This is a genomic window from Kiloniella spongiae (genome assembly GCF_001026905.1).
In the GTDB taxonomy this organism is placed as follows: domain Bacteria; phylum Pseudomonadota; class Alphaproteobacteria; order Kiloniellales; family Kiloniellaceae; genus Kiloniella; species Kiloniella spongiae.
Map to the genome: position 1 here is coordinate 142,548 of NZ_LAQL01000004.1, position 22,287 is coordinate 164,834.

Here is a 22,287-nt window from a genome sequence, read left to right on the forward strand (position 1 = left end):
AATTAAGTGATGTATCTAGACACTTATTTCTCATCGTTCGTTGATTTTCCAGGCGATGCGCTTCCATTTATTGGAGTTTTCCGCTTCGACCTTGTTGTACTCTCTATCGCAATAGCAATATTCGGTGGCTGGGCAGGAATGATGTGCTTAGCCCGCGCAGAAAAACTCACTGCCAATGACCAAGGCAGTGGCGCACTCTGGAAAGTAACAGGAGGGCTCGCTTTTGGAGGCTCGATCTGGGGGATGCATTTCATCGGCATGCTGGCATTTTCGCTTCCCTGCGGGATCTCCTATGACTTCCTAACCACCTTTATTTCAATCATCCCTGCAATCCTAGCCAGTTTGACCGCTCTATTTGTAGTTAGCCAGCAAAGTTACAATCTTCACTTACGACTTGTGATTGGTGCCGTTTTGATGGGCGCTGGTATTGGAACCATGCATTATGTCGGCATGGCGGCAATGCGGCTGCCCGCTATTTTGTTCTACGATCCGCATTATGTGGTTCTGTCCGTCGTAGCCGCCGTGATTCTGTCCTATATTTCTCTTGCCGTCGTTGAATACGGGCAACGCCAAACGTCCTATCGGCGCGTACAACAAATAATTGCCGCGACAACTCTAGGCCTTGCAGTAGCATCAATGCACTATATTGCCATGCAAGCAGCAATTTTTTATCCAATACTGGAAGATATAGGTCCATCCGGAGGACTGGCCGATGTTGTTCTCGCAGTCTTTGTCAGCCTCGGCACATTAGTCTTGGCTGGCGGTGTTGCGACAGCAGCGTTTGCCGCTCGCCTGAAAGAAAGTGTCCGAAACCTGGCCAATGAAGCCCGTCAACGCACAGCTGCCGAAAGAGACGCACGTGCTGGCCAAGCGAGGTTACAGGCAATTTTCGATACCGCAGTCGAAGCAATTATCGTAATCGACAAGCAGGGAACAATTCGCCAATGGAGTAAAAACAGTCATCGAATTTTTGGATATACAACACAGGAAATGCTGGGTCAGAACATTGCAAAGATTACTAATGGCATTAGTCCCAAAGAACACCGCAGCTTTATCCAACGCTTCGAGGAATCCCGTCAGGCACGCGTCATCGGTATTGGCCGCGAAGTTAGCGGGCGACACAAAGACGGGGCCATCATTCCTTTGGAATTATCTGTAGGAGAAACCAAAGTTGATGATGAAATCCTCTATACAGGTATTCTACGTGACGTTTCGCAACGTAAAAAAATAGAACGTGAGTTACGGGAAGCAACACGCGCCAAAGAAGCTAATGAAATGAAGGCTAATTTCTTGGCCCACATGAGCCACGAAATGAGAACGCCTTTAAACGCCATCCTTGGGTTTTCCGATATTATGCGGGCACAAACCTTTGGGCCACTCAACGAAACTTATGTCGGATATTCAGAAGATATTTTTTCATCCGGCAATCATCTTCTCAACATTGTAGATGCGCTTCTAGAACTTTCAAAGATCGAGCAAAATGAGCAAAACCTAGAATTAACGGATATTGCTTTACCAACATTAATTTCAGATGCAACTAGCACAATTCAGGAAACTGCAAAGAAAAAGAGCCAGACAATTTCCGTGCTGATAGACAATGATTTACCTAAAACCATAAATACGGATAGAGGCAAATTGTATCAGATTTTGATCAACCTTGCCTCTAACGCTGTACAATATACACCTGACCAAGGACGCATTACCATTCGCGCTTGGCCAAGTGATGGCCATGTTAAGGTTGTTATAGAAGATAACGGAATTGGTATGACCCAAGAAGAAGTCAACCTAGCCGTCAAACCTTTTGGTCAGGTAAAAAATGCATTTACCTCTGATTTGTCTGGAACTGGGCTTGGCTTACCTATCGCTCATGCCTTTGTCGAACAAATCAGAGGAGAACTAAAAATCATCAGCCGAAAGGATAATGGCACTAAAATAACAGTCACTCTGCCAATATCTCTCGAAAAAGAATTGACCAACGAACAAGTCGCTACAGGATAAATTCATTGCTGTTCCCTACCATGCATCAAGTAGCCCCTCCAGAGCCAGGGCATACTCGCCAATTGTCGCGTGGTTAAAAGCAGAAAAAAGGCCAAATGATTACTTCTTACCTAAGTTCAACAAAAAAATAATGCGATAAGTTCAGTATAAAATTATTGGGCCATAACCTGAAAAGCTGTCAACCAACCATAAGAAAGCACGAACAGGAAAAAACCGAAACTACCAAATGCTACCAAGCTACTCAGTAAAAAATCCAACATATTTGTTTCGTCTTGCATATCAGGCTCCTTAGCTCAAATCGTGTAAGAACAATATAGGAACATTTATGCATCAAGATCGTAATTCAGTCAAGAACAAAAAGAGAACAAAATAATTACCTCTTCAAGACAATCAAATAAATTTTTTTATTTTCAATATGTTAAAAAAACTTATTAACGTACAATTTTCATATTCACTCAGGCGATTCCAATAAGGACACATAACGTACAAGGCTATGCGGACTTACCTTTCTCAAACAGCTTTCATTCTCGCTCATAAGCTGGCGGTAAAGCTTTTCATCAGCGTCAAATTTTTGATTTCTGATGCCCTCTTTAATCTGGTTAACATCGCCTTTGTGAAGGATTGTATTTTCGGTCTCTTTTGCTGCAAATGATGACGCAATCCATTTAATACGTTTGATCGCCTTTAGATCATCACCAGATTTCTGCTCGCATGAGGAAAGCAGATCTTGTGCTTGTTTATTGAGTATCTCAACATATTTACGCACAAGCGTCCCCCTCCCCCTCATACGAGGCGAAGCTCGTCGGTGGTGTTAATTCCAATAACATTCGTTCGATCTCCAAGGGACGCACGAGACCTGTAAGTCCCAGTTCCAAATCTTTTTCACCATCAATAAAGTTGCGGTCCCCCTGTTGAATCGCAATAACAAGCCACCTTAGGTGTGACATCACCTCCCAGAAAAGTACTCGACTTTCATCAACGTCTTTATCTGCCACTGAACGATATCCCTTATAGAAGCTTGCTCTGGTTGAAATCCCTCCTGCTGGTGTGTCTTCCATTCCGTATCGCCAACATTTTGCACAAAACCATCCCAAATCACTATAAGGATCCCCCCAACCAGAGAATTCCCAATCCAATAGTCCAGACAAGCCGTCTGATGTTGCCAAGTAATTCGCTGTTCTGAAATCTCCGTGAGTCAGGGTTGGAATAGATGATGTCATATCTTCCAATCGGGACAGGCACCACCGCATTGCCCATTCCGCCGGTAAATTGGCTTCACCCCGATTATCAAAGAACTCTTGATATGACTTTATTTTTTGGCGAGTAAGCTCTGTAGAAGATGAGGTATTAATATTGTCAGTATCTTGTGGTTTAATAGTATGGATTTTCGCAAGCTCGACACCGAGTTCATAGCCCAGTTTCTCCCCAATATTCAACTGACGAATTTGGTCGAAATCAGTCGTCCCCGGCAAATGTTCCAAAAGAATAAAAGGCTTGCCTATGATGTTCAAATCTTCACAAAGACAGAGAGGTTCAGGAACTCTTACCTCTGCCTGCCAAGCCATGGACAAATACTCGAACTCTTGTTTTTTTAATAAGCTACCCGGGATTCTTGTCTTGGCATCCGTCCGTAGAACAACGCAAATCTGTTCGCCCGCAACAGAACGTAGATCCATTTTCCAGTTTTCCTGAATGGCACCTCCGGACATTGTGAACAGCTTTTCAATGCGAAGCTCTTGACGTCCAAGCACCTTGCTCACAAATTGAGCTAATGTCGCGTTTGTTTTTGTAATGCTTTTTGTATTGCCAGGGGCCAGAAGCACAGCTTGTCCTTTTATGATGAAGTAGATGTTCCTATATCCGGGGTAACTCATAACAAATAGATCTATACCAACAAAGTCAGAAACAGACCGAGACTTTTCAAAACACGCTATAAGGCCAATATCACCATGAGCAAAACACCTATTGAAATCGATGTATATTCCGACCCCATCTGTCCTTGGTGTTACATTGGCTATAAACGCTTTCAAAAAGCCAAAGAGCTGCGTCCGGATTTTGATGTAAAAATTCGCTGGCTATCTTTTCAGTTAAACCCGGATATGCCGCCAGAAGGGATGGATCGCCAAACCTATCTGGATACAAAATTTGGAGGACGCGCCAACGCAACACAGTTTTACAGTCAAATCGCTGCGGCCGGAAAATCTGAAGGGATCGACTTTAAATTTGATGACATCCAAAAAACACCAAACACTGTCGAAGCACATCGTCTTTCTCTTTTTGCCGCAACACAGGGAAAGCAAGATGAGCTTATGGAACGTCTGTTTGAAAGCTACTTTTTGGAAGGCAAAAACATTGGTGAACGTGACGTACTCATAAATATTGCTACCGAAGCCGGTCTTGAAGGAGCAGACGAATATCTGGACAGTGCCCAGGGTCACGAAGATGTTTTATACACAGATCAGAACGCACGTAATCTCGGTTTGACGGGTGTCCCCTGTTTTATCGTCAATCGCCAACACATCCTTCCCGGCGCCCAAAGCCCGGATACCTTGGCTCAAATGCTGGACATCGGTCATCAGCAGTTAATTGAAAACAGTTAAAGATCTAATTAGAATTTATCACCATAAGGTATGTACATCGCTAACCCTGGAACAAACCAAAGTAGAACCGCCGTCCCCAGCATAATTAGGACAAAGGGCCAAACACCCTGAATAACTTCAGACAGTTTGGCTTTTCCAACAGCCTGGACAACAAAAAGGTTCATGCCCACTGGCGGCGTTATCAAGGCGCATTCGATCATGATCACAAAGAGAATGCCGAACCAGATTGGATGAATTCCCATCGGCGCCAGTGACTCGAATAAAACCGGCATCATGATCAGCAGCATGCTCAATGATTCCAAAAACAACCCCATGACCAACAAGACGATACAAATCACCAATGTGAAAAGCCATGGTTCTGAAAAAGCCGTCGCCACAAAAGTCGTCACATCTTGTGGAATTTGATAGATCGTAATCGATTTTCCAAACAAAGCCGCGGCGGCAACAATAAGAAGAACAGTTACTGTCGTCTTCATGGCGGCCATGGCTGCAGTATGAATATCTGCAAATGTATTTTTTCTCTTCGCAAGCACAATCGCCATAGATAAAAAGAACCCGACACCCGCGGCTTCACTCGGCGTAAAGAGACCACCATAAATGCCGCCAACAACGACAAAAGCGATGAAAGCAACAGGAAGAGCAGCTATTGTCGAAGAAAAACGTTCTTCTGGTGTGGCTTTTTCAGATCTGGCGTAATTTTTATTAAAGCGGGCAAAGCAAAAACTGTAGAAAATAAACATCCCGGCAAGGAAGATACCCGGGCCAATTCCCGCAAGAAACAGATTAGGTATCGATGCCTCGGTTATAACTCCATAAATGATCATGGGGATTGAAGGCGGAATAAGAATACCTAGCGTCCCACCAGCAGCAACCAAGCCAAGAACAAAGAATTTGGGGTATCCCCTTTTTGTCATTTCCACGATAACAACAGTTCCAACTGTTGCCGCTGTTGCGACAGAAGATCCTGAAATTGCAGCAAAAAGAGCGCAGGTGAGAACAGTTGCAATAGCCAGTCCGCCGGGCCAATGACCTACCCAGGATTGAACAGCTCGAAACAAGTCAGAGCCAACGCCGCCAACCAGCAGGATATGCGACATCAAAAGGAATAGAGGTACAGCCAGCAATTCAAAGCTATCGACACCAGAAATCATAAACTGGCTGACCATGATCATAGGCAAGCCTTTAAGCCACAGCAAAATAGCCCCAAGGGATGCCATTGCGATGGCAACGGGAACTCTTAATAACAACAGGCCAATAAGGGAAAGAAGTATAAGGATGGTTTCCATGATATGGCCTTAGTGCGCTTGATCTAATTCGCTCAGGGTTTCTTCTGTTCCTATGCAAGTTTTATAAAACTCTGACAAACACTGAAGAAATAAAAGAAGTAACCCTATGGGAAGTGATATTTGAATAACCCACATAGGGATTGCCAGAACACTATCCGTCGTCGCAGATGTTTTGAGTGAATAGCCAATATCTTTGAAACTATTAGCTATGGTTAAGATACAAAACAGTGCCGTAAGGATAATGGCAAAGAGATCCAAGGTTTTACGAAGCGTCGCATTAATATTGTCACCAATGATATCAACAATAATGAGGCTTCTTTTTTGAAGCGCAAAAGCAATTCCAAGATATACACACCAAATTTGTGCGATTTGAGAAAACTCTTCTGACCACTTTGTCGGCATTCCCAATTTACGCATGACAACTTCGTACGTAATAAAAAAACCAATCAGAAAAAAAAGCCATGCAGCAACGACACCGGCTGAACCAGTTATTTTATCGATCGTTTTCGAAAAGCGATTCAAGAGTTTCATAAAATTACTAAATCAATTTCATTGAAGTGTACCACCATACGTGAGGGAAATATAATTTCATCTCCCTCACACTGATCAATCAGTTATTTTGAACTAAAGCTTACCAGCCGCGTCGACAATTGCCTGACCTTCGTCCCCGGCACGCTCGATATAGGCATCAACAACAGAAGACGTTGCTTTTTTCCACTCGCCCCTTTGTTCATCTGTCAATTCAACAATATTGATTTTATCAGCCAGATATTTACGCGCTTCAGCTTCTTTGTTTGCGATAGAAGTCCTCAGCTCTTGCTCTACACGCTTTCCTGCTTTCGTGATAATTGCTTGTTCTTTGCCTGATAAGCCATTCCAAACGTCATTGTTGATAACAACGATAAATTCAATATCAGCATGATTGGTCAGAGTAAGATGATCCATGACCTCGTACAGCTTTCTTGATTGAACTGCTGTTATACCAGTCATACCAGCGTCAACCGTGCCGTTTTGGTAAGCTAGGAACTGTTTTGAACCTGACATAATCGTCGGAGCAGCATCAAGGGCTTCAATAGTGTCTGAAATCGTGGCACCAAATGATCGTATTTTTTTACCCCTGGCATCTGCAGGGACAACAATCGGCTTGCCGCCCTTTGTCAGGATGATCGCCCCGCCAAATGCCTGGTACCACAAAGGTTTTGCACCTGTTTTTTCGATTGCGGGGTCAAGAATTTGACGTATTGTACTTCCGGGCGCAGCTGCAGCGGCGACCTTATCACTGCTATCAAACAAAAACGGTACATAAAAAGCATCAACGGCAGGAACTGTTCCCACAAAACGAGTCAATGACGCAATACCCATTTCAATAGCCCCAGAGGCAACAGCTTGCGGAACTTCTTTGTCTTTAAATAGCTGTGCGGAAGGGAAAATTTCGATTTTCAAATCGCCGTTTGATTCTTTTTCAACTTCCTCTTTAAAGCTGGAAATATTCTGCCCCAGTGGGTGCTTCAAAGGAAGTTGTAGTGTTAATCGTAGTGTTGTTTCTGCATAGGCTGTACTTGCTATTGTTGAAAAAACAGCGCCGGCCAGTAAACCACATAAAGCTTTTTTCATAAGATTACCCCCTAAGTATTTGTTATTTTTTTGACCTTCGCGGATTTAGAATTGGACATCCGCAACCATTGTGTGATGATTATTGAATAATAGAGAATTCAACTTAAATCAATTGATTTGAGAATAAGACGCAATAATAATACTTTAATCAGGGGCAAATTTGTTCATTCCAACATTTCTCTATCTTTAAAATATTTGATAATTTCTGAATAACTTATTGATAGAAGATCATAACAAAGGATATTCGAAAATGCAGATAGCAATTATATCAGATATCCATGGAAACCTTCTGGCATTAGAGACAGTTCTTGAAGACATAAAGCGTCGTAAGCCTGACCTTACTCTAAACCTTGGAGATTGTGTGTCTGGCCCCTTTTGGCCGAAAGAAGCTTATGATCTTCTCAAAGAATTAGACTTACCAACTGTGCGGGGTAACCATGATCGGTGGCTCGTCGAACGAAATGCTGCAGAGATCAATTCGGGTTATAACTTTGCCTGTGAAGTTCTATCAGGATTTGAAAAGCAGAAACTTGGCAACCTCCCTTCCCGCCTTCATCTGGATGAAGATATCTTCGCGTTTCACGGCACACCCGACAGCGATACAAAATACCTGCTCGAAGACAAGATCGATGGACGTCTGGCATTAGCCCGCAGCGAAGATGTTCACAGACGCATAGGTCAGGATCATCAGGCCAGCTTGTACCTGTGTGGTCATAGTCATTTAGCCCACGTCGCAATGGGCCCAAACAGAAGTACTATTATAAACCCCGGCAGTGTCGGATGCCCTAGATACACCGATACAGACAATCCCCTGGAAGCCGAGAATGGGATCGCGCTTGCCCACTACGCCATTGCGACAAAGACAGAGCAGCGTTGGTCTGTAGAGCTAATTGCCCTTGATTATGATTGGCCAAAAGTTGCTCAACAGGCTGAGCTAAACGGTTATGCAAGCTGGGCACGGGTTTTTACCTAGTATTATCATTTATTTCTGTAAAACAAATTGAGACTCATGGGGGCCACCCCCTTACCTGAGGCATAAAGTTTGAATAAAGTATTTAAAGTTCCTCTCTACATAGCTGGGTTTTTGCTCTCAATTCCCGTTATTTTTTTTCTTATTCTAACGTGGTCTCAACGCCCTTATCACGCACCTACTTTTTATGCACGAATGACTGTGGATATGAAGGTTGATAGTTACCCTGTTCATATGGAGCGAATTATCACCTGTAAAACAGTTCCTATGGGAGGGAATGATCTTTCTCAAATGTTTAAGCGAGTTTCTAGCCAGTATGTCAGCTATCCTCGTGCTTTTGGGAGTTACTTGCCCGATAACGCCGCTGTAATGATGTGGACACCCTATGAGTGTGATCGCGAAGAATATCAGGATGATAATGGTTTAACAAAGCTAAGGGCAAAACAGCTCCATCCTGATTACGTCCCGCGTATTGGCTGGACGCCAGATACTGCGACAATGCAAACATTGGAACTGTATATTGACAGAGATTCATTCAAATCAAATACAGCCAGAGTAACGGATCTGAAATTTCACGTAGAACTGGTTGATGAAGATGTTGCTGAAAAGGAAATGGCTGAGCCTGATGATTTTCAGTGGTTTAGTGGCAATATCTACACTGATGGTGACTGGAAAGATTATAAAAAAGTTCGGTATAAATCCTACTACGCTTTAGTGCTAAAAGAGAACCAATGGCGTGGCTACAATCCTATTATTGATGCAGAGTTGGATAGTTATACATATCCCCAAATGGTTGAACGCCGCCCAGAACTTGGGGGGCAGCAACCGCGACACCTGCTGTCTAATCTATTTGACGCCAAAGGCAGAGGAATAATGTATGGGTACCGCGCAAATGGAGTGCTTTATTCTGCTCTTGCGGGTGGGTTTCCCAAGATTGGACATGGGATAACATCAAATCTAGAAAACCGTATTGAACACCTTTTTCCTGAGGGTAAAGCATTAAGAGTTCAAAGGAGCGGTGTGTGGGATCGCTTTATTATGCATAGGCAAGGTCCTCGTTTCGTCGATGGTAAGAGAGTTATTAATAATTCAAATTTATTAGATAATGCTATTCCACCCATGGAAATTATATTTCTTCGTGATGATGTTGTTATTTCTCCAAAATCTGGTTACCTCCAAAACCAAAAACTACATCCAAGTCTTTATTTATATGATCCAAAAACAAAAGAAATCTTCCTGATCGAAGTTGCTGCGTTTTCTATATACCCTGCTGTTGAACACCCCTTGTTTCAACAGGCTGAAACAAGAGGAGTTCAGTAATGACATCCCCAATGATAGACTATGCTTTGATATCAGCCCATGTGTATGAAAGCGCGCTTTACTTTGACTTCGCCAATTTAACCAATTCTTCCATCATCATCTTAACCCCCTTCAGGCGGCTTCCTGCGTCATCCCAGGCGCGGCGATATACCAACTTGTGATCCGGACGGATTTTAACAGTGCCGACCTGTTCCTGAATAAACATGATAAGTGCAGATGGATTTTCAAAGGTATCATTTCTAAAGGAAACCACGGCGCCTTTGGGGCCTGCGTCAACCTTTTCGACACCGCTTTGTTTACAAAGTCCTTTGATCAACATGACTTGCAGCAGGTTTTCCACTTCCTCCGGCAAATCACCGAAACGGTCAATAAGCTCAGCTGCAAAGCCATCAATCTCTGAGCGCTCTGTCAAAGAAGATAAACGTCGATAAAGCCCCAGACGCACATTCAGATCAGCAACATAACGGTCCGGGATTAACACGGACGTTCCAATATTGATCTGCGGTGACCAAGTCTGATCTTCTTCACTGTTCACTTCATCGCTACGCAAGGTTGCAACGGCTTCTTCCAACATCTGTTGATAGAGTTCAACACCAACTTCTTTGATATGGCCGGACTGTTCATCGCCAACAAGGTTCCCTGCCCCGCGAATATCCATATCGTGGCTGGCAAGGTTAAAGCCAGCGCCAAGGCTATCAAGCGTTTGCATAACCTCTAGACGACGCTCGGCGGTTTTACTCAACAGCTTGCCAACAGGGAGGGTCAGATAGCAATAGCCCCGGATTTTGGAGCGCCCGATACGTCCTCTGATTTGATAGAGTTGAGCAAGACCAAACATATCAGCGCGATGCACCAGCATTGTATTGGCACTTGGGATATCCAGCCCGGACTCAATAATACTCGTCGACAGCAAGACATCATATTGGTGATCACAGAAAGCGGTCATGACATCTTCCAGATCACGAGCAGCCAACTGACCATGAGCAACACAGATCTTCACTTCCGGCACGAGTTTTTCGAGGCGTTCTTTAAGCTCTCTCAAATCAGACAGTCGCGGGCATACATAGAATGTCTGACCACCGCGGTAATGTTCCCTGAGAATAGCTTCACGTACGATGACCGGATCAAAGGGGAGAACAAATGTACGTACAGCCAAACGATCAACCGGCGGTGTAGCAATCAGGCTCATTTCCTTAACACCGGACATAGCCATCTGTAGTGTCCGTGGTATCGGTGTTGCGGTAAGTGTCAACACATGAACATCAGAACGAAGCTCTTTCAGACGCTCTTTCTGTTTAACACCAAAGTGCTGTTCTTCATCGACAATCAACAAACCAAGGTCAGAGAATTTCATATTTTTAGCAAAGACAGCATGGGTCCCCACCACAATCTCGACCGTCCCCTCGGCCAGACCTTTTTTTGTTTCCGTCTGCTCTTTACCGGTTGCCAGGCGAGATAGCTGTCCAATGCGTACAGGCAAGCCTTTAAAACGTTCGACAAAGTTATTGTAGTGCTGACGGGCAAGTAGCGTTGTTGGCACAACAACGGCCACCTGTTTGCCGCTCATAACGGCCACAAAAGCCGCTCTTAGCGCAACTTCAGTTTTCCCAAAGCCTACATCACCACATACAAGACGGTCCATCGGACGTCCTGATCTCAAGTCTTCAAAAACATCCGCAATGGCATTAAGCTGATCTTCTGTTTCCGGGTAAGGAAAACGGGCGGCAAACTCGTCATACAACCCTTCCGGTACATCAATTGTTTCTGCTTTACGCAGAAGACGGTTCGCAGCAATGCCGATAAGCTGATGTGCTATTTCCCGAATGCGTTCTTTTACGCGCGCTTTTTTAGCCTGCCATGCCGCGCCGCCCAAACGATCCAGTTCCGCGCCACAATCTTCCGAGCCATACCGGGAAAGAATTTCGATATTCTCTACAGGGACAAAAAGCTTGTCGCCACCACTATAAACAACCTTGAGGCAATCATGAGGTGCACCACCGACATCAACCGTTTCAAGCCCAATATACTGTCCGATCCCGTGTTCCATATGAACGACAAAATCTTTATCCTGAAGCGATGAAACTTCTTTTAAGAAGTTATCTGATTTACGGCGCCGTTTCTGTGCACGAGCAAGACGTTCACCAAGAATATCCTGCTCGGTAATAAAAGCCACATTTGGTGTGATCACACCGCGTTCCAGCCCCAGCGTCAAGAACTGCACTTGCTTACGCATGGTTTTCTTGTGAATTTTCCAATCTTTCAGAACATCGGTATTGGCCAAGCCGTGTTCATGAAACATAGAAATCAGTCGATCGCGAGATCCATCACTAAAACCGGTAACGATAATTTTTTTACCGTTCGTCTGTTGAAGGCGAATATACTCGCTGACCTCGTCAAAGACATTGACGTCTTCACGATTTCTGGCTTCAGAAAAATCTTTACCCTGCTTGCCTTCAACCTCAATCAGGTTTTCAAGATGATCAGGTAACGTAAAGCCCGAAAATTGTGTGACTGGCCTTTTGGATAGTATTGCATCCCAATCTTCAACAGACAGAAACAAGCGCTGCATTGGAACTGGTTTGTAAACCCAGCCACCTTCCGCCGTATTTTCCATTGTCTGTCGTGCTTGGAAGAAATCAGTGATGGACTCGATCCGGGCATCTCGTGCTTCCGCCGCCTGACCATCCAGTGTCACAACGGCGGTTGGTAAATAATCAAACAGTGTTTCCAGATCGCCATAAAAAAGCGGTAACCAGTGCTCCATACCAGGATACTGTCGCCCTTCGGATATGGCTTCGTAGAGAGGATCATCCTTGGCAACGGCACCAAAAGTTTCGCGATAGCCTTTTCGGAAAGATTCAATTGTTTTTTCATCAAGAATTGCTTCGCCGACAGGTTTAAGCTCCAGACTTTGGGCATCACCAATTGTTCTTTGTGTCAGTGGATCAAAATACCTTAGCGTATCAAGCTCATCCCCAAAGAAATCCAGGCGCAGGGGAAATTCTTCACCGGGAGGATAAACATCAACAATACCACCGCGAATTGCGTATTCACCGGCTTCACTTACCGTTTCCGAACGCAAATATCCATTGGTAGAAAAGAACTTTAACAGATCTTCGTTTTTAATCTCCACGCCGGATTTGGCCACAAGAGTTCTGTTTTTAAAAAGCTCTCTTGGCGGTATTTTCTGAAGTGAAGCAGAAATTGTCGTCAGAACAAGACGGCCTGATTTAGGCACAGGCGTTGCCAGTAACTTTGCAAAAGCATTAATACGCGCGGCCAAAATGTCTTTGTGGGGGCTCACCCGATCATAAGGTAAGCAATCCCAGGCAGGGATTTCAATAATCTCTATATCCGGCGCAAAGAACCCAACAAGTTCAGCCAGAACAGCCAGACGGTTATCATCAAGCGCAATATGCAAAACAGGTTGCGGCGCTAACTCGACAACAAGCTCCGCAAGAAGCTGAGCATCATAACCTTCGGGTGCTGATGAAATCTGATAATGATCGGCGGCTTGAAGTCGGGTCGCGAGTGTTTTCACAGTTACAATTCTTTATATTAATCGTCGTTTTGAATATCAGCTATAGCCAAATATAATAAGGCCGTTATCGTTTATTCGGGGTGTATTTAAAGCTCAGTAAAGCATCAAGAACTTTGTTATGCATATCTTCCGTTGGTGCCGAATTGCCAATAATCCAGTCGTAGAGAACGGGATCAGGAATTTCAAGAACGCGTTCAAACAGGTCCAGCTCTGTCACGTCCATATTACCGACGTTCTGGTCAGCAAAGGTTCCAATAATGAGATCAGCTTCCTGTGTTCCGCGATGCCAGCTTCTGAATCTAAGCTGTTTTCGCCTTTTGTTTAATTCAGCGTTGGCTGCTGTACCCATAAACCTCATCCGTCATTGAATTTAATACGCTTGTTCGTTTCGCTTGCACATTAAGCTATGATATAGGAAACATTACTAGAACATTTAATAAACATCCGATTTAATTTCTGCAAGTTAAAGCCCGTGCGTCCAGAGATTCTCTTTCCACTATTTACTCCTGTCTCAACTCTTCAAGGTGTTGGGCCTCGCTTAAGCACACTTTATGAAAAGCTGGCAGGAGGGCGTGTGCTTGATCTTTGTTGGCATTTACCTGTGGGGTTGGTTGATCGTCGCTACTCCCCAACCATTGCTGATGCTATCTCTGATCGCGTTGCCACACTCAAAGTCACGGTATCCCGACATATCCCTTCCCCCAATCGTCGCAGTCCCTATCGGGTTATCTGCCATGATCTCACGGGCGAGATGACATTGATATTCTTCCATGCACGTGGTGACTATATTATGAAGCTACTTCCTGTGGGGGAAGATCGCATCATAAGTGGCAAGCTGGAACGCTTCGGGGATGTCCTGCAAATGGCACATCCGGACCACATGGTCCCCCCAAACGAAGAAGAAGATGTAAAAACAGTAGAGCCAGTTTATCCCTTAAGTGCAGGCGTAACTCTCAAGCCACTCTCAAAAGCCATTAAAGCTTCCCTTGCTTTGGCTCCAGTTGTACCGGAATGGCTCGACAGCTCTCTAAAAGAGCAGGAAAGCTGGCTTGATTGGCATAGTTGCCTTCAAAAAGTTCATCACCCCCAATCCGAAGATGAACTGACAGCCTTTTCCCCCTATCGAAAACGATTGGCCTATGATGAGCTTTTGGCAAACCAGCTTGCCATTTCCCTTGTCCGTGAACAGCAGACAGCAGCAAAAGGGCGCATAATTAAAGGCGACGGGTCTCTGCGGGGAAAAATGCTCGACATCCTGCCCTTTACGCTGACGGGATCACAAGACCAATCCATCAGAGAAGTTATTGCTGATATGGAAAGCTCTAACCGCATGCTCCGATTGGTGCAAGGTGATGTGGGAAGTGGTAAAACAGCCGTTGCGCTTTTCCCAATGTTGGCAGCAATAGAAAGCGGTTTTCAAGCTGCATTGATGGCCCCGACAGAGATCTTGGCTCGTCAACACTATAAGACCTTACAACCCTTTGCTGAAAAGCTTGGCATTTCTGTTGTGATCCTAACAGGTCGCGATAAAGGCAAAGCGCGCAAAGCCATTCTGGAAAGTATCGCCGACGGCTCAACGCAAATGGTCATTGGCACACATGCCCTTTTTCAGGATGAAATAGACTTTTCCGACCTGGCTTTGGCCGTGATTGATGAACAGCACCGATTTGGTGTGCACCAACGTCTTTCGCTTGCGCGAAAAGGGGCTGGTGTTGATATGCTGGTAATGACGGCCACTCCTATTCCCCGAACGCTCATGTTGACAGCTTATGGTGACATGGCGGTATCTCGCCTGACTGAAAAGCCAGCTGGACGACAACCCGTTGACACCCGCACAGTATCCGTTGAACGGATTAATGATGTTATTAACGGTGTTGCGCGATCCTTGGATCAGGAAACAAAGGTCTATTGGGTTTGCCCATTAGTTGAAGATTCAGACAAATCTGACCTTGCCGCTGCAGAAGAAAGATACCGCGAACTAAGCGAACGATTTGGCGACCGTGTAGGTTTAGTTCATGGCCGCATGAAGGGCGCTGAAAAAAACGCCGTCATGGAAAAATTCTCCAAGGGAAATGTAGATCTGCTTATTGCAACAACCGTGATCGAGGTTGGCGTTGACGTTCCCCAAGCAACCATTATGGTGATTGAGCATGCAGAACGCTTCGGTCTGGCACAGCTCCATCAGCTTCGGGGGAGAATTGGACGTGGTAGTGAGAAATCAACCTGTATTCTGATGTATCAAGGACCACTGGGCGAAACCAGCAAAGCCCGTCTTAAAATCATGCGGGATAGTGATGATGGTTTTGTTATTGCCGAAGAAGATTTACGCTTGCGCGGCGCTGGTGAAGTCTTGGGAACTCGACAAAGCGGATTACCCGAATTCAAAGTTGCCGATCTGGCCTGTCATGGTGAATTACTGGCAACAGCACGAAATGATGCCAAACTGATCATGGATAAAGATCCAACACTGCAAACTCCTAGAGGGGAAGCTCTCCGCACACTGCTGTATCTTTTCGAAAGAGATACAGCAGTTAAATACCTTAAGTCCGGTTAGTAATTATGGCTTAAGAAGCCGCCTTTTGAGACTCTACGTCTTTATCGCTTTTATCCGTTTTTGCATCAGAGATTGTTGGTTGTTCGATCAGTTTTTCCTGCTCTTCATCTGGAGCTTGATATTCAGGCGTAACGATCCCCCCAGAAACAACCATCTTGATTCCCTCTTCGACGCTCATTGTCAGCATTCTTGTTTCCTTACGAGGAACAAAAAGCAAGAATCCGGAAGTTGGATTTGGTGTTGTCGGCAAAAAGATATTAATTGATTCGTCCTGAGATATATCTTTGATTAACCGGTTCGAATCCCCCGTATAAAAACCTAGGGCCCACGACCCGGGCCTCGGGTATTGAAACAAAACTACCTCACGAAACGCATTAGAATGATTTTGAAATATCGTCTCAATAATCTGTTTCACAGCCCCATAAACGGTTCGAATAACAGGCATTTGATCCAACAGACGCTCGCTAATTCGCAAAAGCGTTTTACCGACAATACCGGCCGTCAGGAAACCGATAAGTGTCAAGGTGACAAAGATAAAGAAAAGGCCCAACCCCGGTAATGCAAAAGGCAAATAGGTTTCAGGATTCCATTTTTGAGGAATATAAGGGCGTACCCAATCATCAATAAAAATAATAATTTCCCACGCCAACCAGAAAGTCAGTCCTATCGGGGCAGTAACCAGCATACCCCCAAAAAAGTAGTTCCTCAATTTCGTCAAAAGGCTAGGTTTGTGATGTGCAGAGTTCTCTTCTGATGCTTTTTTTTCTTTTTCTTCCTGAGTAAGTTTTTTTATTTCTGAAGGCGATAAAATCCCTCCGGAAATAACAAGCTTGATCCCCTCCTCCACGGTCATGTCCAGATGATGAACATCCTGTTTGGGAATAAAAAGCAAGAAGCCTGTTGTCGGATTTGGTGTTGCAGGCACAAAAACATTAATGACAGTATCATCTGTCAAACTCTGTACTTCACCCTTCGTGCGCCCGGTAATAAAACCAACAGCCCAAGATCCACGGTGAGGGTATTCAACAAGAACAACTTCATTAAAAGCGGTAGAATTTTTAGAAAGAACAGTTTCAAAAACCTGATGCGTCCAACTGTAAACACTGCGCACAACAGGAAGCTTTTTAACAACGGCTTCACTTGCGCGCTTCAGTAACCGACCAATGTACCCAGCTGTTAAAAAGCCTATCAGAGTTAATCCGACAACAATAACAACGAGTCCAAGACCTGGCACCCCGAACGGAAGGTAATTTTCAGGATTCCATTTAAGAGGAATAAGTGGGGTAACTTGGCTATCCACAAAAGTAATGGCTTTCCATGCAAGCCATAAAGTTATGGTAACAGGCGCTGTAATCAAGACCCCGGCAAGAAGATAGTTACTAAGTCGCTGCGCGAACGATTGCTTCGACTTGTGAGTAGCTTTCAAGCCTTTATCTTTCATAAAATCAGGTTCCATTTAACAACTGTTCAAGACACTAAGACAAATGTGTTGTGTCTTGCACCTAAACATTGCTGTTAAAGCTGCTATTTTCAAGGAGGAAATTGGAAAGCTGTGACAAATTGAAGAAGAATATAAATCACTGTTATATGGTGCGGCAAAGAGGACTTGAACCTCCACTCCCATAAAGGGAACTAGCACCTGAAGCTAGCGCGTCTACCAATTCCGCCATTGCCGCATCGTCATCAAAGCTCTCTTTCTCAAACATATTATGTGCTGCAAAGAGCAAATAATTTTGATAATCAAAATTGTTGAAGAACACAGAAGAGCAAGAGTATTTTTTGAGCAACAACATTCCAATTTTGGTGCGGTCGAGAGGACTTGAACCTCCACGGGCTATTAGCCCATAACGACCTCAACGTTACGCGTCTACCAATTCCGCCACGACCGCATCGCTGTTGCTGATGGGGATATATACTGATCCTCTCAGAAAGGGCAAACGAAAAATTTCAAAAAATGAAATTTGTTGTGGATAAATCAAAAGCCTTTCTTTTTTACGCTTCATTAGCGGTTTTCATTCTAGGTATGAAAGTTATTCTCTCTAAAATATTCAAAGAATCAACGAACTATAAATTCGGATATTCAGAGCCATGCCCACAATGCCATCATCCTCACCTTCGCTCATGATTTCAGCACTATCGATAATAACGATTTGTTAAATATCGTTAATTTTTGATCCGTCAACCATCGCTTTGGACACAGAAACATCACAACCATCTGGGTATTTGTTTTGATATGTTCTGAGAAACACTTCGGAACGAGACGTTGGCCATACCGTGCCTGTTCATGGTAACCCCCATTTGGCCGTCCCCCTGTTTTGTTCCGGAGTGTTTTCTATTCCAATTTTCTATTTTTCCAGACATTTCGATTTTACACTGATCAGAGCATTTATTTGCTATGATGCTACTCAATGGGGATAGCGAGGCTCAATGTCTGATCAAAAAACAACCATCAACTTGAAAAACATTGCATCTGAATTAGAAAAGCGAAAAACAGAAATATCTGATATTCGCGCTTCCAGTCAGCAATCAAGAGATGTTGTCGAACTGGACCAGAGCAAAGTCGGCAGGCTGTCACGGATGGATGCTCTCCAATCCCAAGCGATGTCTCTCGAATCTGAAAGGCGTCGACAGGTCGAGCTCAGTAAAATTGAGACAACACTGACACGACTACAAAACAGGAACTACGGCTATTGTTTACGATGCGACGAAGAAATCCAGTTGAAGCGCCTGGAGCTTGATCCCACAGTCAGCCTCTGCATAGATTGCGCGACAAAAAAACAGCAATGACTAAATTCCGAACGATACTAGGGAAATTAATAGCTAAAAGCTGTTTGCATCAATATAAAATGTCCAAAAATAAAACACCCGGAATCAATCTTTTGAGATCAAACCCGGGCATCACTAAAACAAGCTTAAACATAATACAGAGCAAGCCATAAAATTCAGCGCTCTGAATTAAGTACTTATCTTATTTTGGTAGATCGTCAGCTAAAATAGCCATATTAAAGGAATAGGAAAGTTCATCGTCTTCGTCATCTTTATATATGACGCCAATAAATTCACCACCAAGACTAACCTCAATAGAATCTGCTTTTGTCGTCTTTCTATCGAGTGCAATTGCCTCATTCCCAAAAGTTTGACGCAAGTATTTTTCTACGCTGGTAATTTCGTTGTTATCCACGCTTCCGATCTCCGACATTAAATTTAAAGGACCTGATTAACGAAACATCTGGTGAACTAAAAGGTTTTTCTCCCTTTAAACCACCAAAAAATTCCCTATATATGTTAAGACTTACTTAATACGTCTGTGTCAGGATGCAAATATGAATATTAATGCGCCTTCTTTTCAAACCACTGTCAGGTTCTCAGAGCCTGCTGCTGCTATTGATATCAGCGTTGCTGAAAAAAATTCGCAAGCAGCTGTGGAAACAAAGCGTCCTGTTGAAAACAGCGAAGCATCTGCTGATTCAAAACAGTTTAACGGGGACAAAGATCGTGGCCAGAATCTAGACATACAGGTTTAAGTATTAAAACTCTTACGGCAAAGTCTGTATTTTCTGTCTAGAATCAATAACCTTCCATTGCCTATCTACAATTCTTTCCAGTGTAATTTTCCCTGTATACACACCTGATATCCATCCATCTTCAGGACGTTTTTTCCCTATATATTTAAAAAAAGATCCTTGGTTATTTTTTAAAATCACCTGATCTTTTGTTATGTCACCTTGCGAATTTTCATAACTAATTGTTAAACGATCAGCTATTTTAAGCCCTCGAATCTCCCCCCAGAACAAAAGAAATTCCGAATTATTCTTCACAGATATTCTTTGCTGCTCACTTTGAAATGCCAATAACTTAAGCACTGGCACCTGACCTGCAAAACCCGCGTCTATTATTCCTGAACTTTTATACTGAAAATTTCTTTTCCAAGGACTATCCCATAGAGATTCCATAGTTGTTTCAGTACAACCAGACGGTTTCTTTCCAGTAAAGGGATCTCTCAACTCCTGATTATGCGAAACCTGAAAGTGCAGGTGTGGAAATTCTGTTTTCCCACTTAAGCCAATCGTACCAATAACATCCCCTGCCTTCACCATATCACCAGGAGATACATTAATAGAGTTTTTCCGCAAATGCGCATAGGTGGTTTCCCAACCATTCTCATGTGTAACGACAACGTTGTTACCAGCCTCACGCAGCGTAACACTTTCGTTTCCTTTTAAGATATAATCGCCCTCATTAGCATCGTTTCTTTTGCTTCGAACAATGCCATCTGCAACCGCTAAAACACGAACTCCCTTAAGATATAGATCATAGCTAAGCACCCTGAAATCAGTTCCTCTATGACGCTCATAGCTTAGCGTTCCACAGGCATAGTCGCGATGCCCTGAACCGGGCCATACATCAACATAATTCTGAATTGCACACTGAGAAGGAACAGAACAATCAACAGGACTTATAAACTGTGGCGAATTACTATCAGCCCCCGCCCTTGAGATTGCGAATAACCCAAGAAACACCCCTAAGCTGTACCCAACTACTCTATTCTTAACTTTCACGCTCATAGCAAACGGATAATACGCCTCAGAACCAACGCAGCACCACCGGCAGTCTCTTCAAGGAATTTGATAAAGTCCATCGTGCTTTCTTCTCCCGCAAGATCGCTAAGCGATCGTATAATAACAAAAGGCACTTGATAGTGTTCTGCCACTTGCGCAATCGCTGCACCTTCCATCTCAACCGCTAGTCCCCCCAGTTCCTTGAACAACCTGTCTCTTGCAACTGTGCAGCCAATAAACTGATCACCTGTTAAAATAGTGCCAGACGTAACAACAGGCTTACGCGCCTCTCCGCCAGCTGCTTCAGCAGAAATCACCGGAAGCTCAAAATCTTCAAGCTCACTAAGTAGCTTACTTATAAGTTCAGAATCTGCATCGTAACCAAGTTTTTCAGTTGGCATATGGATCGGCAAATGCCCGGGCTGATAGGTTGTTAGCTTATCCGACACAATCATCCCGTAATCGTGCTGGATAAGCTTGGTTCCGATAATAACATCCCCGACGCCAAGGCTAGGATCAACACCACCGGCAACACCAGAAAAGAGCACTACACGGCAATTGAATTGCTCTATAAGCAAGGTTGTAACAACCGCCGCATTAACTTTCCCCATGCCCGCTTCGACCAGCACAGTTTCAACACCATCAAGTTTGCCTTGAAGAAACGAAAAACCAGCAATCTGTTTTTCACTCGTTTTCTCAAAAGCAGATCCAAAATGCTCGATTTCATTTGGAATAGCGCAAATCAGACCAAGTGGTTTTTGGGACACGATTTTTTCCTTTTAAACAGAAAGTATTTATCTGAAATAACTTTATTAGACGGAGCATTAAAAACTTCAACATTTTAGCGTATTCCAAGACTATTATTCCCAGAGAAAGCGAACAAGTATATTCCCAGAGGAAGTGAACAGAAAAAGTTGTGATGTTTTGGAAACAGAAAAACAAAACCCCGCCAAAAAGCGGGGTGTATTGTACAGAATGGTGGGCCCTACAGGATTCGAACCTGTGACCTGCCGATTAAAAGTCGGACGCTCTACCAGCTGAGCTAAGGGCCCAATCTGTAATATATAAATCCAGAACAATCTGGGGAGAATGGTGGGCCCTACAGGATTCGAACCTGTGACCTGCCGATTAAAAGTCGGACGCTCTACCAGCTGAGCTAAGGGCCCATTCTCATTTGCTTATCGACATCAAAGTGTAATGCGGTAAGCGAGGCGGAAGATAGAACCACTTATTGATTCGGTCAACAGCCTTTTTGTCTTCAACCGTAAAAAAAGGAATATTTTTAAACCAAGAAAGAAAGATCGTGCTTAAAAGTCAGTTAATCCTTGGATTTACGCATAATTTCAAACTTCTCTTCCAGCTTCAATTTCGTCTCGGGGCTAACAAAAGAAGATATATCGCCACCGAGATACCCAATTTCTTTTACAAATCGCGATGAAATAAACTGCTGTTTTTCAGAAGCCATTAAAAATACGGTTTCGATTTCAGCATCAAGCCGGGCATTCATACCCGTCATTTGGAACTCATATTCGAAATCAGAAACCGCACGCAAGCCACGAAGAATGACCCCCGCACCAACTTCACGTGCAAAGTTCACCAACAAATTGTCAAAGGGCAGAACTTCTATCTCAAAGCCCTTATCTCGCAAAGGTGCCGTATCATGCAGCACCATATTCACCCGTTCATCCGTATTGAACAACGGCCCCTTGCGGTCATTGCGCGCAACGGCAATGACCAACTTATCAACCACACGGCACCCACGGGTAATAATATCCATATGCCCCTTGGTGACCGGATCAAAAGTCCCGGGATAAAGCCCAACGTGTTTTTTCGTCATGCCCTAAA

At 44.0% G+C, this 22,287-nt stretch carries 21 protein-coding genes and 4 tRNA genes; 7 read left to right on the forward strand and 18 right to left on the reverse strand.

Translation table 11 applies throughout. The features are described 5' to 3' along the window. Nucleotides 1-9 precede the first annotated feature (9 nt). Nucleotides 10-1,998 (forward strand): sensor histidine kinase, encoded by a 1,989-nt coding sequence (locus WH96_RS07195; protein ID WP_082130376.1) that lies wholly within the window; start codon nt 10-12, stop codon nt 1,996-1,998. A gap of 152 nt (nt 1,999-2,150) precedes the next feature. Here WH96_RS07195 and WH96_RS22655 read toward each other — a convergent pair whose 3' ends face one another. From WH96_RS22655 to WH96_RS07205, 3 genes are all read right to left on the reverse strand, one after another. Then, on the reverse strand, nt 2,151-2,276 hold the full coding sequence (locus tag WH96_RS22655) for a hypothetical protein (RefSeq protein ID WP_281175842.1): 126 nt from the start codon (nt 2,274-2,276) through the stop codon (nt 2,151-2,153). 173 nt (nt 2,277-2,449) lie between these two features. Further along, nucleotides 2,450-2,764 carry a hypothetical protein gene (locus WH96_RS07200; RefSeq protein ID WP_047763491.1) on the reverse strand — a complete coding sequence of 105 codons (315 nt, stop codon included), beginning with the start codon at nt 2,762-2,764 and terminating at the stop codon, nt 2,450-2,452. Then, nucleotides 2,757-3,821: a phosphotransferase family protein gene (locus tag WH96_RS07205; protein ID WP_047763492.1), complete on the reverse strand. Its 1,065-nt coding sequence runs from the start codon at nt 3,819-3,821 to the stop codon at nt 2,757-2,759. Before WH96_RS07205 ends, WH96_RS07200 begins: the two co-directional genes overlap by 8 nt. Before the next feature lie 126 nt (nt 3,822-3,947). On the opposite strand from WH96_RS07205, the gene WH96_RS07210 reads away from it, so the two are divergent. Further along, the gene (locus WH96_RS07210) at nt 3,948-4,598 is read left to right on the forward strand and encodes a DsbA family oxidoreductase (RefSeq protein ID WP_047763493.1); all 651 of its coding nucleotides are present in this window, start codon (nt 3,948-3,950) and stop codon (nt 4,596-4,598) included. 8 nt (nt 4,599-4,606) lie between these two features. Here WH96_RS07210 and WH96_RS07215 read toward each other — a convergent pair whose 3' ends face one another. The 3 genes from WH96_RS07215 to WH96_RS07225 form a co-directional block, all read right to left on the reverse strand. After that, nucleotides 4,607-5,884 (reverse strand): TRAP transporter large permease, encoded by a 1,278-nt coding sequence (locus tag WH96_RS07215; RefSeq protein ID WP_047763494.1) that lies wholly within the window; start codon nt 5,882-5,884, stop codon nt 4,607-4,609. Nucleotides 5,885-5,893: 9 nt separating this feature from the next. Then, nucleotides 5,894-6,415, reverse strand: a complete 522-nt coding sequence (locus WH96_RS07220; protein ID WP_047763495.1) for a TRAP transporter small permease — start codon at nt 6,413-6,415, stop codon at nt 5,894-5,896. A gap of 93 nt (nt 6,416-6,508) precedes the next feature. Continuing rightward, nucleotides 6,509-7,498: a TRAP transporter substrate-binding protein gene (locus WH96_RS07225; RefSeq protein WP_047763496.1), complete on the reverse strand. Its 990-nt coding sequence runs from the start codon at nt 7,496-7,498 to the stop codon at nt 6,509-6,511. Nucleotides 7,499-7,748: 250 nt separating this feature from the next. Between WH96_RS07225 and WH96_RS07230 the strand changes: the two genes are divergently transcribed. Next, nucleotides 7,749-8,471 carry a metallophosphoesterase family protein gene (locus tag WH96_RS07230; protein ID WP_047763497.1) on the forward strand — a complete coding sequence of 241 codons (723 nt, stop codon included), beginning with the start codon at nt 7,749-7,751 and terminating at the stop codon, nt 8,469-8,471. Between the two features lie 69 nt (nt 8,472-8,540). After that, the gene (locus WH96_RS07235) at nt 8,541-9,788 is read left to right on the forward strand and encodes a hypothetical protein (protein WP_047763498.1); all 1,248 of its coding nucleotides are present in this window, start codon (nt 8,541-8,543) and stop codon (nt 9,786-9,788) included. A 58-nt stretch (nt 9,789-9,846) separates the two neighbouring features. Here WH96_RS07235 and mfd read toward each other — a convergent pair whose 3' ends face one another. Continuing rightward, nucleotides 9,847-13,329: a transcription-repair coupling factor gene (gene mfd / locus WH96_RS07240; RefSeq protein WP_047763499.1), complete on the reverse strand. Its 3,483-nt coding sequence runs from the start codon at nt 13,327-13,329 to the stop codon at nt 9,847-9,849. Between the two features lie 64 nt (nt 13,330-13,393). Then, nucleotides 13,394-13,678, reverse strand: coding sequence for an FAD assembly factor SdhE (locus tag WH96_RS07245; RefSeq protein ID WP_047763500.1), 285 nt, complete (start codon nt 13,676-13,678; stop codon nt 13,394-13,396). 123 nt (nt 13,679-13,801) lie between these two features. Between WH96_RS07245 and recG the strand changes: the two genes are divergently transcribed. After that, nucleotides 13,802-15,883, forward strand: a complete 2,082-nt coding sequence (recG, locus tag WH96_RS07250) for an ATP-dependent DNA helicase RecG (RefSeq protein ID WP_047763501.1) — start codon at nt 13,802-13,804, stop codon at nt 15,881-15,883. Between the two features lie 10 nt (nt 15,884-15,893). Here the strand turns inward: recG and WH96_RS22510 are convergent, their stop codons facing one another. From WH96_RS22510 to WH96_RS21950, 4 genes are all read right to left on the reverse strand, one after another. Beyond that, complete coding sequence (locus WH96_RS22510) at nt 15,894-17,324, reverse strand: DUF502 domain-containing protein (RefSeq protein WP_204248147.1); 1,431 nt, start codon at nt 17,322-17,324, stop codon at nt 15,894-15,896. Between the two features lie 147 nt (nt 17,325-17,471). After that, a tRNA-Leu gene (locus WH96_RS07260) sits at nt 17,472-17,559 on the reverse strand. Between the two features lie 125 nt (nt 17,560-17,684). Next, nucleotides 17,685-17,772: transfer RNA gene (locus WH96_RS07265), tRNA-Leu, on the reverse strand. Further along, nucleotides 17,743-17,886 carry a hypothetical protein gene (locus WH96_RS21950; protein ID WP_156176737.1) on the reverse strand — a complete coding sequence of 48 codons (144 nt, stop codon included), beginning with the start codon at nt 17,884-17,886 and terminating at the stop codon, nt 17,743-17,745. Before WH96_RS21950 ends, WH96_RS07265 begins: the two co-directional genes overlap by 30 nt. Before the next feature lie 424 nt (nt 17,887-18,310). Here WH96_RS21950 and WH96_RS07270 point away from each other — a divergent pair, with 424 nt between their 5' ends. Beyond that, the gene (locus WH96_RS07270) at nt 18,311-18,670 is read left to right on the forward strand and encodes a TraR/DksA family transcriptional regulator (protein WP_047763502.1); all 360 of its coding nucleotides are present in this window, start codon (nt 18,311-18,313) and stop codon (nt 18,668-18,670) included. Between the two features lie 181 nt (nt 18,671-18,851). Here WH96_RS07270 and WH96_RS07275 read toward each other — a convergent pair whose 3' ends face one another. Beyond that, nucleotides 18,852-19,064: a DUF3126 family protein gene (locus WH96_RS07275; RefSeq protein WP_047763608.1), complete on the reverse strand. Its 213-nt coding sequence runs from the start codon at nt 19,062-19,064 to the stop codon at nt 18,852-18,854. A 142-nt stretch (nt 19,065-19,206) separates the two neighbouring features. On the opposite strand from WH96_RS07275, the gene WH96_RS07280 reads away from it, so the two are divergent. Continuing rightward, nucleotides 19,207-19,407: a hypothetical protein gene (locus WH96_RS07280; RefSeq protein ID WP_047763503.1), complete on the forward strand. Its 201-nt coding sequence runs from the start codon at nt 19,207-19,209 to the stop codon at nt 19,405-19,407. A gap of 12 nt (nt 19,408-19,419) precedes the next feature. Here WH96_RS07280 and WH96_RS07285 read toward each other — a convergent pair whose 3' ends face one another. The 5 genes from WH96_RS07285 to coaD form a co-directional block, all read right to left on the reverse strand. Further along, on the reverse strand, nt 19,420-20,448 hold the full coding sequence (locus tag WH96_RS07285; protein WP_047763504.1) for a M23 family metallopeptidase: 1,029 nt from the start codon (nt 20,446-20,448) through the stop codon (nt 19,420-19,422). Then, the gene (locus WH96_RS07290) at nt 20,445-21,209 is read right to left on the reverse strand and encodes a 5'-methylthioadenosine/adenosylhomocysteine nucleosidase (protein WP_047763505.1); all 765 of its coding nucleotides are present in this window, start codon (nt 21,207-21,209) and stop codon (nt 20,445-20,447) included. The genes WH96_RS07285 and WH96_RS07290 overlap by 4 nt, the downstream gene beginning before the upstream one ends. A 209-nt stretch (nt 21,210-21,418) precedes the next feature. Continuing rightward, nucleotides 21,419-21,494, reverse strand: a tRNA-Lys gene (locus WH96_RS07295). A gap of 38 nt (nt 21,495-21,532) precedes the next feature. Then, nucleotides 21,533-21,608: transfer RNA gene (locus WH96_RS07300), tRNA-Lys, on the reverse strand. A gap of 152 nt (nt 21,609-21,760) precedes the next feature. Further along, nucleotides 21,761-22,279 (reverse strand): pantetheine-phosphate adenylyltransferase, encoded by a 519-nt coding sequence (gene coaD, locus WH96_RS07305; RefSeq protein ID WP_047763506.1) that lies wholly within the window; start codon nt 22,277-22,279, stop codon nt 21,761-21,763. Nucleotides 22,280-22,287 lie beyond the last annotated feature (8 nt).